Genomic DNA, 13,979 nt, shown 5'->3' on the forward strand with positions numbered 1-13,979 from the left:
CCCCAGACCTGAACTGCAACGCCTTCTGTTCACGTTTCTGTATTGCTGAGAGATTATGAAGCACCTCAGTTCGAGTTCGTGTCATGCTCGTTCTGCTGATCGCAGATGACGCTACCGTCGCACAGAGCATTGAGTTGATGCTCAAATCGTAAAGCTTCGTCCCCTACACCACCGACCTCGGTGAGGAAGGTGTCGACCTCGGCAAGCTCTACGCTTACGACATCATCCTCCTCGATCTGAACCTGCCCGACATGTCGGGCTACGAAGTGCTGCGCAACCTGCGCGTGGCCAAAATTCAGACGCCAGTTCTCGTCGTCTCCGGCATGGGTAGCATCGAGGACAAGGTGAAGGGTCTGGGCTTTGGGGCCGACGACTACCTGACCAAGCCGTTCCACAAGGACGAGCTGGTGGCGCGCATCCACGCTATCGTGCGCCGGTCCAAGGGTCACGCCCAGTCAGTGATCGCGATGGGTGATCTGGTGATCGACCTCGACGAGAAGATGGCCTCGGTGAACGGCAAGCGCGTTCCGCTCACGACAAAGGAGTACCAGATGCTGGAACTTCTCGGTCTGCGGATGGGCATGACGATCACCAAGGAGATGTTCCTCAACCACCTCTACGGCGGCATGGACGAGCCCGAGCTGAAGATCATCGACGTGTTCATCTGCAAGCTGCGTAAGAAGCTCGCCAACGCCAGCCAGGGCAAGAACTACATCGAAACCGTCTGGGGCCGCGGCTACGTGCTGCGCGAGCCGATGGACGGCGAGGAGCGCATGGCGGTCTGAACCGCCTCCCATCCGGTCCCGAAAAGCCCGTGCGGTCCGACCGCGCGGGGTTTTCGCATTGTCGGACGGTCGCAACGCACGCTCCTCCCCGCAAGGGGGAGGGAAAAGTGCTCTTATTTCAGCGCGGCGGCGCCGAATACGAAGTCAGGATCGGCCATTCTCCCGTGAGACCCGCTACGCTTGTAGCTGAGAACGCGATCGCGGGTTGGCGGACCGGCAGCCTCAGCGCTGTCCCGTGAACACCTGGGCGGCCGGGGCGATCACCACGTAGCCGCCGCAGGGGGCGGACCGGCTGATCACGGCGCTGGCGATCCCCCAGACGTAGGTGCCGCCCCGATCCTGCGCGACCACCGGCCCGCCGGAATCGCCGAAGCAGACCCGGGCGCCGTTCGCCCGCGCGATGGTCAGTCCCGTACTGCTGGCCGCGAGCGGCGTGAGGCTGGCGGTCCGCAGCCGCCCGACCATGCGCCCGGAGAGGCCCGCCCCGGCGATCCGCAGGCTCTTGGGCACCCGGCGCGGCTCGGTCGCCAGGGCGATCGGGCGCCGGTCGCGCACCGGCTCGGTGAGGCGCAGCACGGCGAGGTCGAGGGAGAGGTCGGCGAGGCTGACGTCCGGCGCCGCGTTCGGCAGCATCTCCCCGGGATCGGGACTGTAGCGGGCGGCGATCCGGGCCGCGTAGACCCGCCCCGCCGGCTCGCTGCCGCGGAAGAACACCACCAGGGCGCCGAGGGGATCGCCGTTCACGCAATGCGCCGCCGTCAGCACGAGGTCCGGGGCGATCAGCACCCCGGTGCAGCGGGTCAGGCGCAGCGCCTCCTCGGGCTGGGTGATCGTGCCGATGGCGACGGTCGCCTGCGCCAGGGCGTCCCGTCCCGCCGGGGCGCCGCCCTCGATGGCTGCGGCCGGACCGGACAGGCCGAGCCCGAGCGCCAAAACCGCGAACCGCGCACCGAAGGTCGTGAAGATACTCACCTGCGGATCCCTCCCGGCGCCGTGTCCCGCCATGGGACGGCCCAAACCACAGATGCCGTCCGCCCGGACCCGCGCAAGCGGGCGAGAGGACGCGGGCGCGGCGATCAGCGGGCTACGGTCCAGGTGGTCGTGCCGTCCTTGTTGTCCTTGACGGTCACGCCCAACGCCGCGAGCGCGTCCCGGGTCCGGTCGGAGGCGGCCCAGTCCTTGGCGGCCCGCGCGGCGCGGCGCTCGGCGATCAACGCCTCGACCGCCGCGACGTCGATGCCGGCGGCGGCGACCTGTTCCTGCTCGCGGCCGCTGCGGGTGCGGGTCAGCAGCCCGAACAGGTTCGCGCCCGCCCGCAGGCCCGCCGGTTGCGCCTCGGCGCCCGCGAGCCGGTGGAGTTCGTTGATCGCCGCCGGGGTGTTGAGGTCGTCGCACAGGGCATCGACCACCGCGGCGGGCATGGCGGGGGCGGCGGGCTCGTCCCCGGCGGCGTTGTACCACCGGTCGAGCACGCGGCTCGATTCCTCGAGCCCGCGCAGCGTCCAGTCGATCGGCTGCCGATAGTGGGTCTTGAGCATGGTGAGCCGCACCACCTCCCCCGGCCAGTCCTTCAGCACGTCGCGGATGGTGATGAAATTGCCGAGCGACTTCGACATCTTCTCCCCCTCGACCTGGAGGAAGCCGTTGTGCAGCCAGACATTGGCCATCACCGGCGTGCCGAAGCAGCAGCGCGACTGGGCCACCTCGTTCTCGTGGTGGGGGAAGATCAGGTCGATCCCGCCCGCATGGATGTCGAAGGTTTTGCCGAGGTGCTTCGCCGACATCGCGGAGCACTCGATATGCCAGCCGGGCCGGCCCGGCTCGGCGATCCCGGCGGGGGACGGCCAGGACGGCTCGCCGGGCTTCGACGGCTTCCACAGCACGAAATCCAGGGGCGAGCGCTTGTAGGGCGCGACCTCGACCCGGGCGCCGGCCTCCATCTCGTCGAGGGGGCGCCGGGACAGGCCGCCGTAATCCGGCATCGACGGCACGTCGAACAGGACGTGGCCCTCCGCCACGTAGGCGTGGCCCGCGCGGACCAGCGCCTCGATCATCGCCACCATCTCGGCGATGTGGTCGGTGGCGCGCGGCTCGACGAAGCGGGGCCGCTCGCCCGCCACGTTCACGTCCTCCGGCATGAGGACGCCGAGGTCGCGCACGTCCCGGTGGAACTGGGCCAGCGTGCCGTCGGTGAGGTCGCGGATGGTGATCCCGCGCGCGGCCGCCCGGGCGTTGATCTTGTCGTCCACGTCCGTGACGTTACGGGCGTAGGTCACGTGCGCCGGGCCGTAGAGGTGGCGCAGCAGCCGGAACAGCAGGTCGAAGACGATGATCGGCCGGGCGTTGCCGATATGGGCGGCGTCGTAGACGGTCGGCCCGCAGGCGTAGAGCCGGACATGCGCGGGATCGATCGGCGCGAAGGTTTCCTTGGTGCCGGTCAGCGTGTTGTGAAGCCGCAACATCGGCGCCATGAAATCCATCCTCCGCCCGGCGCCGCGGCCGGCGCGCGACGCCCCGCTACCGCCGGCCAAATCCACCCTGCCGTCAAAGACCTACGGGTCGCGCACGGCGAAGAGCGGCAGAACCGTGGCGCTGCAAACGACACCGCCACCGCATCCTGTTGCATCGCCGCGACGGCGCGGCGCGCGTGATCGGGCTAACCCAAAAGCGTGAGGAATTCGAGAAGGCCTTCGCGCCATCCGGGTAAGGCTTCCTTAACCGCGCCGTCGGACCGTCCGTCCGACGTTCCTCACGCCACAGATCCTGTGCCCAAGGACCCTCCATGCGACGCTCGGCCACCGGTTTCCTCGCCCTCGTGACCGCCCTTGCCACCGCCGGACTGGCGCATGCCGCCCTGGCGGGCAGCGACGGCGAGACCCCCGCGAAGGCGCCCGGCCACGTCGAGAAGACCTTCCTGATCCCGTCGAGCGACGGATACGGCGTCGGCGAGTGCCTGACGACGCCCGGCAGCAGCTGCGGTCAGGTCGTCGCCAACGCGTGGTGCGAGGCGCAGGGCTACGCCGCCGCCAATGCCTACGGCGTCGCCGCAGCCGACGAATATACCGGCGCCATCAGCCAGCCGATCTCGACCCCGACCGAGCGCCCGATCCGCATCACCTGCCAGGATTGAACCCGGCCGGACGGGGCGACCCCGCCCCCGGTCAGCCCTTCAGGGCGTCCGCGCATTTGGGCGCCGGCTCCGTGCCCCAGGGGGCGAGCGGCACCGCCGAAGTTGAGTTCTTCGGCGATCCCTGGATGACCTTGTCCGAATAGACCATGTAGATCAGCGTATTGCGCCGCGTGTCGCAGCCACGCACGATCTGCATCGACTTGAAGATCAGCGAACGCCGCTCGCTGAATACGACCTCGCCCTGGCCGAGCTTGCCCTTGAAGGCGATCGGCCCGGTCTGGCGGCAGGCCAGCGAGATGTCCGAGACGTCCTCGGCGAGGCCCAGCGTGCCCTTGATCCCGCCCTTCTCGGGCTGGGTGTACCAGCAGGCGACCCCCGAGACCGCCGGATCATCCACGCCGTAGACGACGAGCTTGTCGTTGGGCGTCAGCGGACGCCAGACCGTCGACTTGTCGAAGATCCGGTCGGGCTCCTGGGCCGCCGCCGGGCCGGCCGCGGCCAGCCCCAGCCCGAGAAGCCCGACATAAGTGAGACTCCGAAACCACATCGCCGGCCAATCCCCCCTGAAGCTTGCGGGCGGGATGTAGGAGGGGTGTCGCGGTGTTGCGAGGGGGCGTAGGATGTCTTTGCTTCGGTCCCGAAGCGCGGATGCGCACGCCCGGGGCCTCTGGAGCGCCGCGCACCCGCTCAATGCGATGCAGCCGATGCCTCACCGCCCGATCGCCCGTTTGCTCGGCCGCCTCATCCTGAGCGCGGTCCTCGCCCTCGGGCTGTCCAGAACGCTTCTCGCGACGGCCGATGCGCAGGAGGCGCCGGCCGATCCGCCGGCCGCCGAGATGCGGCCGACGCCGCAGCTGCCGTCACCCCAATGCCGCCGGTACCGGGCCGAGCTGGCCGCGCTGCACAACGGCGCCAGCACGACGCGGGCCCTCAACGACGAGATCGGGCGGCTGGAAGCCTATTACCGCGGCCTCAACTGCACGGAGAAATTCCTGTTCTTCGATACGCGGCCGCCGCAATGCGGCGCCGTCGAGCAGCGTATCCGGGCCCTCAAGGCCACCTACGGCGGCGCGGTGTTCGACGACGACGGCACCCGCCGGCGCGAACTCCAGAGCCTCGTGGCCTCCACCTGCCCGGCGCGGGAGACCTATGCGGCGAGCGGGGAAAGCTACGCCCGCGGCGGCCCGCAGATGGTCTGCGTGCGGACCTGCGACGGGGGCTTCTTCCCGATGCGGAACCTGCCCGAAGGCCGCGGCGGCGCGGACGAGATGTGCCAGGCGCTCTGCCCCGGCACGGAGGCGCAGGCCTATTCGATGCCCTACGGCGACGATGCCCTGAAGCACGCCGCCACGGTGAAGGGCAGCCGCGCCTATGCGAGCCTCGCCAACGCCTTCAAGTTTCGCAAGGAATTCGTCCCGAACTGCTCCTGCAAGCCCGACGGCAAGACCTGGGCGCAGTCCCTGGTCAAGGCGGAGAGCATGCTGGTCCGGCATAAGGGCGACATCTTCGTGACGCCGATGCAGGCCGAGGCCTTGTCCCGTCCGAAGGTCAGGCTGACCCTCGTGGGCCGGGCCGACCGGACCGCGGCGGAACTCGCGGCCGACGCCGCCGGGCGCGCCGGAATCGGCACGAAGGAGGAGGCCGCGGCCACGGCTTCCGAATCCGGGAAGGACGGGGCGGCGCCGAACGAGACCGCATCCGTGCTGGCCAAGCCGGATCACGTGGCCGTTCGGATCATCGCCCCGAACGTGATCGCGGTGCCCCAGCGGCTGACGCCGTAAGGGAACTTCGCTGGAACCAACGACCGAGTCCCGTGTTCGGCTCCACCCGATACGAGGCCTCGATGCGGTTCCTACGACTGATCCTCCTGACCGGCACGGTGCTGCCGGTGCTGACGCCCCTTCACGCCGCCGATGCAGCGTCGGGCGCGATTCTGCTGGCACAGGGCGGTCCCGAGGAGCGCGGCCCCCGGGGCGGCGAGCCCCCGCGCGGTGGCCCACGTCCGGACCGGCCGCCGCAGGAACGCCCCGGCCCGCCGCCCGGCCCACCACCGGGTCCGCCGGCGGCGCGCGAACGGCCTGAGCCGCGTCCGGACCGGGCCGCGCCGCCCCCGGCCGCCCGGGAGCACCCCGAACCGCCGCCGCCACGCAAGGCCGAACCGCCGGAGCGGCCACGCGCCCCCGAACCCAGGCCCGCGGCCCCACCGCCGCCGGCCCGGGAACAGCAGGAGCGTCGGCAGGAGCCGCGGGAAGAGCAGCGGCAGGAACGCCCGCCGGCGCGCCAGGATCGGCCAGCCCCGGATCGGGACGGCGGATCGGGCGCACAGCCCCGGCCGCCCGGCAACGAGCGGCCCTCGGCTCCGCCGCAGCTCCGCCCGTCGCCTGACCGCGACCGCGGCGCGCCCGAACCGGATCGCCCGAACGCGGGCGCCGGTGCCGAGCGTGGCCGGCCCGCGCCGTCTGACCCGGCGCCGGGCATGCTCGGACGCCCCGTCCAGCGCGAGGATGTGCAGCCGGGCAACCGGCCGCAGCCGAGCGGCGGCCCCGAGGCCCAGCCCGGGCGGCCCCTCCCGCCCAACATGGCGCCCGGCGTACCCGGACGGCCGGTCCAACGCGAAGAGGTCCAGCCGGGGAGCCGGCCGCAGGCGAACGAAGGGCCCGGTGCCCAGCCCGGTCGGCCGCTCCCGCCGAATATGGCGCCCGGCGTGCCGGGCAGACCGTTCCAGCCGCCCGGTCCGGCACCCGCACCAGGGCCAGCGCAACCCGGACAACCGCCGGCCAACGGGCCCGCCGGAGCGGTCGGTCGCGGTGCGTTGAACGCCCCGGGACAGCCCGGCTACGTCCCGGGTGGCTTCCGGCAGGACGACGACGTGCGCGATTACGAGCAGGTCCGCCGCGACCGCCGGGAATACAGCGAGGGCGGCCGCACCGTCTACCGGGAGCCCGGCCGCATCATCGTGCGTGACCGCGACGGCTACCTGATCCGCCACGACGAGAACGAGCGGTTCCGCGACCTCGACCCGCGCGGCTTCCGCTCCGAACGGCGGGGCGCCGATTTTTACAGCTTCATCGACCGGCCGGGGGGCGAGCAGATCGTCACCGTCACGGACGATGACGGCCGGATGCTGCGCCGCTACCGCCGTTTTCGCGATGGCCGCGAGGTGGTGATCATCGACAACAGCTATGTAGGCCCGCCGCGCCCGATCTACGACGACGTGGTGGTTCTGCCGCCCCCGGACATCCGCATCCCCCGCGACCGCTACGTGGTGGAGTACGACCAGGCCGACGAGGGCGCGGTCTACGAGGCGCTCACGGCCCCGCCGGTCGTGGCGATCGACCGGCGCTATACCCTAGACCAGGTCCGCTACAGCCCGGATCTGCGCGCCCGGATGCGCTCGGTGGACATCGACACGATCAATTTCGACACCGCCTCGTTCACGGTCACGCCGGATCAGGCTGCGCGGCTGTCGGTGATCGCCGCGGCGATCAACCGGGCGATCCGCGCCAACCCGCAGGAGGTCTTCCTGATCGAGGGCTACACCGACGCGGTCGGTTCGGATATCGACAACCTGTCCCTGTCGGACCGTCGGGCGCAGTCGGTGGCGACGGTGCTGACCCGGCAGTTCCAGGTCCCGCCCGAGAACCTGACCACCCAGGGCTACGGCGAGCAGTACCTGAAGGTGAACACGCCGGGACCGTCCCGGGAGAACCGCCGGGTCACGGTCCGGCGGATCACCCCGCTGCTCCAGCAGGGTCCGGCGCCGGCGGCCCCGCCGCGCTGAGCGACCCGGCGCGGCGCGCGCGCCGGGCTGACTCAGCCGCAGGGCGAGACTGCGCCGATCGCGGTTGACGCCGGCGGCTCCGCCCCGCACCACCGGTCGAAATCGGCGGCGCGGGGCCAGGATGGACAGCGAGAGCGACGAGCGGCTGATCCGGTCGGGTACGCCGGTCTTCCGCCGCACGGCGTTGGCGCTGGCCGCCGCCGGGTTCTCGACCTTCGCGGTGCTCTACGCGGTGCAGCCCCTGCTGCCGATTTTTTCGGACGAATTCGGCGTCTCTCCGGCCGAGAGCAGCCTCGCCCTGTCACTCCCCTGCGGGCTGCTGGCGGTGGCGCTGCTGGTGGTCAGCCCCCTCTCCGAGGTCTGGGGCCGCAAGCCCGTGATGCTCGCCTCGCTGCTGGCCTCCGCGCTGCTCACCCTCGTGGCCGCCCTGGTCCCGGGGTGGCACGGGTTCCTGGCGCTGCGGGCGCTCAGCGGACTCACGGCCAGCGGCCTGCCCGCCGTGGCCATGGCCTATCTGGCGGAGGAGATGGACGCCCAGGCCATCGGCCTGTCCATGGGCCTGCTGGTGGGCGGCAACGCGCTCGGCGGCATGTCTGGCCGCCTGATCAGCGGGGTGATGGCCGACCATGTCGGCTGGCGCACCGGGCTCGCCACCATCGGCATCCTGGCGCTGGTGGCGGCTTTGGCGTTCTGGCGCTGGCTGCCGCCCTCGCGCAGCTTCGTGGCGCGCCGGATGGCCTGGCGGGAGGTGCCGGGCAGCTTCGGCCACCATTTCCGCGATGCCGGGCTGCCCTGGCTGTTCGTCGAGGCGTTTCTCCTGATGGGCGGCTTCGTCTGCATCTACAATTACATCGGCTTCCGCCTGCTCGATCCGCCGTTCTCCCTGAGCCAGACGGTGATCGGCCTGATCTTCTCGGTCTACCTCGCCGGGATGGTGAGCAGCCCGGTGACCGGCGAACTCGCCAGCCGCTTCGGCCGGCGGCGGGTACTCTGGCTCGCCACCGGCCTGGGCCTCGCCGGGATCCTGATGACCCTGTCGGACAACATCCTGCTGATCGTCTTCGGGATCGTGGTGACGACGGTCGGCTTCTTCGGGGCGCACTCCGTGGCGAGCAGCTGGGTCGGTCGGCGGGCCCGGCGTGACCGGGCGCAGGCCTCCTCGGTCTATCTGTGCCTGTACTATCTGGGCTCCTCGGTGCTCGGCACCGCCGGCGGCTGGTTCTTCGCCCATTCGGGCTGGACCGGCGTGGTGCTGTTCGTGGCGGCCCTCTACGGTCTGGCGCTCGCCATCGCGATTCGGTTGTCGCGCCTGGCACCGCTGACGGTCTGAACCCGAGAGGCATCCATGAGCGCCCGCGACCATGCCAGCCACGTCGTCGACCAGTTCGGCGCGCAGGCGGCGGCCTACGTGGCGAGCGCGGTCCATGCCGGCGGCGCCGATCTCGACCGGATCGGCAGCCTGCTCCGCGGGATGCCGGGGGCGCGGGCGCTCGACCTCGGCTGCGGCGGCGGCCACGTCGCCTTCGCGGCGGCGGCGGCGGGTGCCGCGGTCACCGCCTACGATCTCTCGGACGCGATGCTGGCGGCCGTCACCGCCGAGGCGCACCGCCGCGGCCTCGCCCCTATCGAGACCCGGCAGGGGTCCGCGGAATCCTTGCCGTTCCCCGACGCGGCCTTCGACGCGGTGCTGACCCGGTTCAGCGCCCACCATTGGCGCGACGTGCCGGCCGCCCTGGCGGAGGCGCGGCGGGTGGTGAAGCCGGAGGGCCTGCTGGTCGCCTGCGACATCATCTCGCCCGAGGACCCGCTGCTCGACACGCATCTCCAGGCGATGGAGCTGCTGCGCGACCCGTCGCACGTGCGCGATTACCGGGTCTCGGAATGGCGCGCCATGCTGGAAGCGGCGGGCTTCGCGCCCGGCGCCGTGATGGCCAGCCGGCCGCGCATGGACTTCGCGAGCTGGATCGCCCGGATGCGCACGCCGGCGGCCCATGTCGCGGCGATCCGGGCGCTCCAGGCCTCGGCGCCGGCGGAGGTCGCCGCGCATTTCCGGATCGAGCCCGACGGCAGCTTCCTGCTCGACTCGGCCCTGATCGAGGCGCGCCCGCGCTGAGCCGCGGCTTGGCCGTTGCGCGGACGGCGCCCCGCGCCCATCTTGCAGGCCCGCGCCACAGAGGAAGCCGCCCCCGCCCCGCGGGGACGCGGCTCAATGATCCGGCCTGATTGAGCTCGTCATCGTCGTCCTGCTGATCGCGCTCAACGGCGTGTTCTCGCTCTCGGAGCTGGCCCTGGTCTCGGCGCGCAAGGGCCGGCTGCGGGCCCTGGCCGACGCCCGCCATGCCGGCGCGAAGGCGGCGCTGGTCCTCGCGGAGGAGCCGGGGCGGTTCCTCTCGACCGTGCAGATCGGCATCACGCTGATCGGGATCCTGTCCGGCGTCGTCTCGGGGGGGGCGCTGGGTGACCGGCTCGCCCTGGTTCTGATCGACCTCGGCCTGCCCAAGGGCTGGGCCGACACGCTGGGCTACAGCCTCGTCATCGGGGTGATCACCTACCTGTCGGTGATCATCGGCGAGCTGGTCCCGAAGCACCTCGCCCTGCGCGACCCGGAGCGGATCGCCTGCGCGGTGGCGCCCGGCATGGGGATCGTTTCCAAGGTGGCCCTGCCCGCGGTGTGGCTGCTCGACGCCTCGACCCGGGCAGTGTTCCGCCTGATCGGCCAGGAGACCGAGAGCGCCAGCGCGGTCACCGAGGAGGAGCTCCGCAGCCTCGTGGCCGAGGCCGAGACCGCGGGGATCATCGAGGGCGGCGAGCGGGCGATGATCTCCGGCGTGCTCCGCCTCGGCGATCGGCTGGTGCGGGGCGTCATGACCCCGCGCACCGACGTGGTCTGGATCGACCTGTCCGACGATCCGGACGCCGTGCGAGCCCAGGTCCTGGCGAGCCCCCATGCCCGCCTGCCGGTGGCCGATGGCGGCCCGGACGCGATGATCGGCATCCTCCAGGTGCGCGACCTCCTCGGCCCCCTGTCGCGGGGGGAGCGCCTCGACCTGCGTGCGCATGTGCGCCCGGCGCCGGTTCTGCCCGACACCCTCGACGCCCTCGATGCCCTCGACACCCTGCGGACGGCGCCGGTGCCGATGGCGCTGGTCCACGACGAGTATGGCCATTTCGACGGGCTCCTGACTCCCGCCGACATCCTCGATGCGATCGCCGGCGCCTTCCGCTCCGGGACCGCGGAGCCGGACGCCGTGCGCCGCGCCGACGGCTCCTGGCTGATCGCCGGCTCGATGCCGGCCGATGAATTGGCCGACCAGCTCGGGCTGCGGCTCCCGCCGTCGCGGGACTACGCCACGGCGGCCGGCCTGGTCATCGCGGCGCTCCAGCACCTGCCGGAGACGGGCGAGACCTGCGAGATCGCCGGCTGGCGCTTCGAGGTGGTGGATCTCGACGGACGCCGGGTCGACAAGCTGCTGGCGACGCCGCTGGCAGAAGCCGAGACCCCGTAGATCAGGCGGGTTCGCCGGCCAGCCGCCGCGCCGCCCGGTCCCGCCCGATCAGCGGCAGCAGGCCGGCCAGATCCGGCCCGTGCTCCAGACCGGTGAGCGCGAGGCGCAGCGGCATGAACAGCCCCCGGCCCTTGGCCCCCGTGCGGCTCCGGATCTCGGTGGTCCAGGCCTTCCAGGTCTCGGGTCCGAACGGCTCCGGCGGCAGGGTCTCCCGGGCCGCCGTGATCACCGCCGCCTCGGTGAGGACCGGCTCGACCGGGCCGGCGACCACCCGCCACCACGCGGCCGCCTCCGGGACCCGGCCGAGATTGGCCCGCACCGCCAGCCAGAACGCCTCCGCGCGGTCCGGCGGAATCCCGAGATCCGCGAGGCGGCCGGCCACCGCGGCGTAGTCCATGGCGTGGACGAGGCGCGCGTTCAGGCCGTCGAGTTCCGCCGTGTCGAACCGGGCCGGCGCGCGCGAGATCTCGGCCAGATCGACGAGCCCCGCCAGGGTCTCGAGGTCGGGCACCGCCCGCACGGATTCGGCCGAGCCGGTCAGGACCGCCAGGGAGCGCACCGCGGCGGGCTCGTAGCCGGCCTCGCGCAGGCCGCGCAGCGACAGGTGGCCGAGCCGCTTCGACAGGCCCTCCCCGTCCGCCGTGGTCAGCAGGTTGTGGTGGCCGAAGACCGGCACGGCCGCGCCCAACGCCGCGAAGATCTGCACCTGCACGCCGGTATTGGTGACGTGATCCTCGCCGCGGATCACGTGGGTGACGCCGAGGTCGGCATCGTCCACCACGGAGGGCAGCGTGTAGAGGTAGCTGCCGTCGGCCCGGATCAGCACCGGGTCGGAGAGGGACGCGCAATCGACATGGGCGGGCCCGCGGACGAGGTCGTCCCAGGCCACGGTCCGCGCCTCCAGGAGGAAGCGCCAGTGCGGCCGGCGGCCCTCGGCCTCCAGTGCCGCCCGCTCCTCCGCGGTGAGGCTGAGCGCCGCCCGGTCGTAGATCGGCGGCTGGCCGCGGCCGAGCTGGCGCTTGCGGCGGCGTTCCAGTTCCTCCTGCGTCTCGTAGCAGGGATAGAGGCGTCCGGCGGCGCGCAGGCGATCCGCGGCGGCATCGTGCTGCGCCGTGCGGGCGCTCTGCCGGGCGAACAGGTCGGGCTCGATCCCGAGCCAGGCGAGATCCTCCCGGATCGCATCGGCGAAAGCCTCCGTCGAGCGCTCGGCGTCGGTATCGTCGAGGCGCAGCAGGAAGCGCCCGCCCGTCCTCCGGGCGAACAGCGCGTTCAGCAGGGCCGGACGGGCATTGCCGATATGGAGGTAGCCGGTCGGCGACGGGGCGAAGCGGACGAGAGTCATATGCGCTCTGTAACCGATCTCGGACCGGATTGCCGCGGGCGCTCCGGGAAATCGCCCTTCGCCGAACTCATGGGGTGCCGCATCCGGCGCGCTACCCAGGGTCGTGAAAACCCGTCACAAGGCTCCGCTTGGCGCGGGACGAGGCTCGATGGCGACGGACGAGACGGCCGATATCGTGGTGATCGGCGGCGGGATGGTCGGCCTCGCCAGCGCCATCGCGCTGAGGGATCGCGGCCTCGACGTGGTCCTGTGCGATCCCGGCGAGGCGCGGGCCCGGACCTCCTACGGCAATGCCGGGGTGATCAGCCGCGGCTCGATCCTGCCGATGTCGAGCCCGGCCCTGTGGGGCAAGCTCCCGGCCTACCTGCGCAACGCCGACCGGGGCCTGCGCCTGAGCTACGCGCACCTGCCGCGGATCATTCCCTACACGGCGCATTTCCTGGCGAGCGCCCGCGCCGCGCGCTGGCGCCGGGCCGCCGGGGCGCTGCTGCCCCTGACGAGCGCCGCCTATTCCGCCCACGAGCGCCTCGCCGCCCGGGCCGGGACGGGCGACCGACTCCAGCGCACCGGCTGGCTGAAGGCCTACCGGACCGAGGCCGCCTTCGCGGGTGCCGCCCTGGAGCGCGAGATCCTGGCCGGGCACGGGGTGGATTTCGAGATCCTCGACTCCGCGGCGTTGCGCGACCTCGAGCCGGCCCTGGTCCGTCCCTACGCCCGGGCGATGCTGCTGACCGAGACCGGCTCCGTGCGCGAGCCCGGCCGGCTCATCGAGGCCTGCGAGGCGCTGTTCGCGGGGCTGGGCGGACGCCGCCTGCGCGGCAGCGTCGCGCGACTGGCGCCCGGACCGGACGGGTGGCGCGTGGATCACGAGACCGGCGCGGTGCGGGCCCGGCAGGTGGTGCTCGCGGCCGGCGCCGCCTCGGGGGCGATCGCGCGGACGCTGGGCTACCGCTTCGCGGTGGCGGCCGAGCGGGGCTATCATCGCCACTACGCCCTGCACCCGGACAGCCCGCCGCTGACGCGGCCCGTCCTCGACACGGGGGCGGGCTCGATCCTGTCGCCGATGGGCGAAGACCGGGTGCGGGTTCTGTCGGGGGTGGAGCTCAACGCCCGCCACGCCGCCCCGGACCACACCCAGATCGAGGCGGCCGCGCGGGAGGCCGCCGGGACCCTGCGCCTCGGCGGTCCCCTCGACAACGAGCCCTGGCTCGGCTCCCGCCCGTCCACGCCGGACGGGATGCCGGTGATCGGCCGGGCGCCCCGGCACGACGGCCTGCTCTTCGCCTTCGGCCACGGCCATATCGGCCTCTCCACCGGCCCGATCACCGGCGAGATCGTGGCCGACCTCGCCACCGGCCGAACCCCGGCGGTGCCGGTGGCGGCCTTCGGGCCTGAACGGCTGCTGCGCTGGCCGAGCCTGTTCTGAGTTCGAGCG

At 72.3% G+C, this 13,979-nt stretch carries 12 protein-coding genes and 1 pseudogene; 8 read left to right on the top strand and 5 right to left on the bottom strand.

Features of this window, described 5'->3' with window-relative positions:
* Positions 1–83: 83 nt before the first annotated feature.
* Positions 84–785 (top strand): annotated as a pseudogene (ctrA, locus tag MKK69_RS26425) (response regulator transcription factor CtrA).
* Positions 786–1,007: 222 nt separating this feature from the next.
* On the opposite strand, the gene MKK69_RS26430 reads toward ctrA, so the two are convergent.
* Entirely contained in the window at positions 1,008–1,757 is a 750-nt protein-coding gene (locus tag MKK69_RS26430; protein ID WP_243972895.1) for a S1 family peptidase, read from the bottom strand.
* 104 nt (positions 1,758–1,861) lie between these two features.
* Entirely contained in the window at positions 1,862–3,256 is a 1,395-nt protein-coding gene (gene cysS, locus MKK69_RS26435; protein ID WP_243972897.1) for a cysteine--tRNA ligase, read from the bottom strand.
* A 311-nt stretch (positions 3,257–3,567) separates the two neighbouring features.
* On the opposite strand from cysS, the gene MKK69_RS26440 reads away from it, so the two are divergent.
* Positions 3,568–3,915: a hypothetical protein gene (locus MKK69_RS26440; RefSeq protein WP_243972899.1), complete on the top strand. Its 348-nt coding sequence runs from the start codon at positions 3,568–3,570 to the stop codon at positions 3,913–3,915.
* 31 nt (positions 3,916–3,946) lie between these two features.
* Here MKK69_RS26440 and MKK69_RS26445 read toward each other — a convergent pair whose 3' ends face one another.
* Positions 3,947–4,462 carry a CreA family protein gene (locus tag MKK69_RS26445; RefSeq protein ID WP_243972901.1) on the bottom strand — a complete coding sequence of 172 codons (516 nt, stop codon included), beginning with the start codon at positions 4,460–4,462 and terminating at the stop codon, positions 3,947–3,949.
* A 157-nt stretch (positions 4,463–4,619) separates the two neighbouring features.
* Between MKK69_RS26445 and MKK69_RS26450 the strand changes: the two genes are divergently transcribed.
* Positions 4,620–5,696 carry a DUF2865 domain-containing protein gene (locus tag MKK69_RS26450; protein WP_243972902.1) on the top strand — a complete coding sequence of 359 codons (1,077 nt, stop codon included), beginning with the start codon at positions 4,620–4,622 and terminating at the stop codon, positions 5,694–5,696.
* Positions 5,697–5,767: 71 nt separating this feature from the next.
* Here MKK69_RS26450 and MKK69_RS31445 read toward each other — a convergent pair whose 3' ends face one another.
* Positions 5,768–6,526, bottom strand: coding sequence for a hypothetical protein (locus MKK69_RS31445; protein ID WP_409564893.1), 759 nt, complete (start codon positions 6,524–6,526; stop codon positions 5,768–5,770).
* A gap of 201 nt (positions 6,527–6,727) precedes the next feature.
* Here MKK69_RS31445 and MKK69_RS31450 point away from each other — a divergent pair, with 201 nt between their 5' ends.
* The 4 genes from MKK69_RS31450 to MKK69_RS26470 all read left to right on the top strand — a co-directional run bounded on the left by MKK69_RS31450 (position 6,728) and on the right by MKK69_RS26470 (position 11,202).
* On the top strand, positions 6,728–7,696 hold the full coding sequence (locus tag MKK69_RS31450) for an OmpA family protein (RefSeq protein ID WP_409564894.1): 969 nt from the start codon (positions 6,728–6,730) through the stop codon (positions 7,694–7,696).
* A 121-nt stretch (positions 7,697–7,817) separates the two neighbouring features.
* Positions 7,818–9,026 carry an MFS transporter gene (locus tag MKK69_RS26460; protein WP_243972904.1) on the top strand — a complete coding sequence of 403 codons (1,209 nt, stop codon included), beginning with the start codon at positions 7,818–7,820 and terminating at the stop codon, positions 9,024–9,026.
* Between the two features lie 15 nt (positions 9,027–9,041).
* Positions 9,042–9,809 (top strand): class I SAM-dependent methyltransferase, encoded by a 768-nt coding sequence (locus tag MKK69_RS26465; RefSeq protein WP_243972905.1) that lies wholly within the window; start codon positions 9,042–9,044, stop codon positions 9,807–9,809.
* Between the two features lie 106 nt (positions 9,810–9,915).
* Complete coding sequence (locus MKK69_RS26470; protein ID WP_243972998.1) at positions 9,916–11,202, top strand: hemolysin family protein; 1,287 nt, start codon at positions 9,916–9,918, stop codon at positions 11,200–11,202.
* 1 nt (position 11,203) lies between these two features.
* On the opposite strand, the gene gltX is transcribed toward MKK69_RS26470, so the two are convergent.
* Entirely contained in the window at positions 11,204–12,544 is a 1,341-nt protein-coding gene (gene gltX, locus MKK69_RS26475) for a glutamate--tRNA ligase (RefSeq protein ID WP_243972906.1), read from the bottom strand.
* A 148-nt stretch (positions 12,545–12,692) separates the two neighbouring features.
* Between gltX and MKK69_RS26480 the strand changes: the two genes are divergently transcribed.
* Positions 12,693–13,970, top strand: a complete 1,278-nt coding sequence (locus MKK69_RS26480) for an NAD(P)/FAD-dependent oxidoreductase (RefSeq protein WP_243972907.1) — start codon at positions 12,693–12,695, stop codon at positions 13,968–13,970.
* Positions 13,971–13,979 lie beyond the last annotated feature (9 nt).

Source organism: Methylobacterium sp. J-026 (assembly GCF_022829585.1).
Lineage (GTDB): Bacteria > Pseudomonadota > Alphaproteobacteria > Rhizobiales > Beijerinckiaceae > Methylobacterium.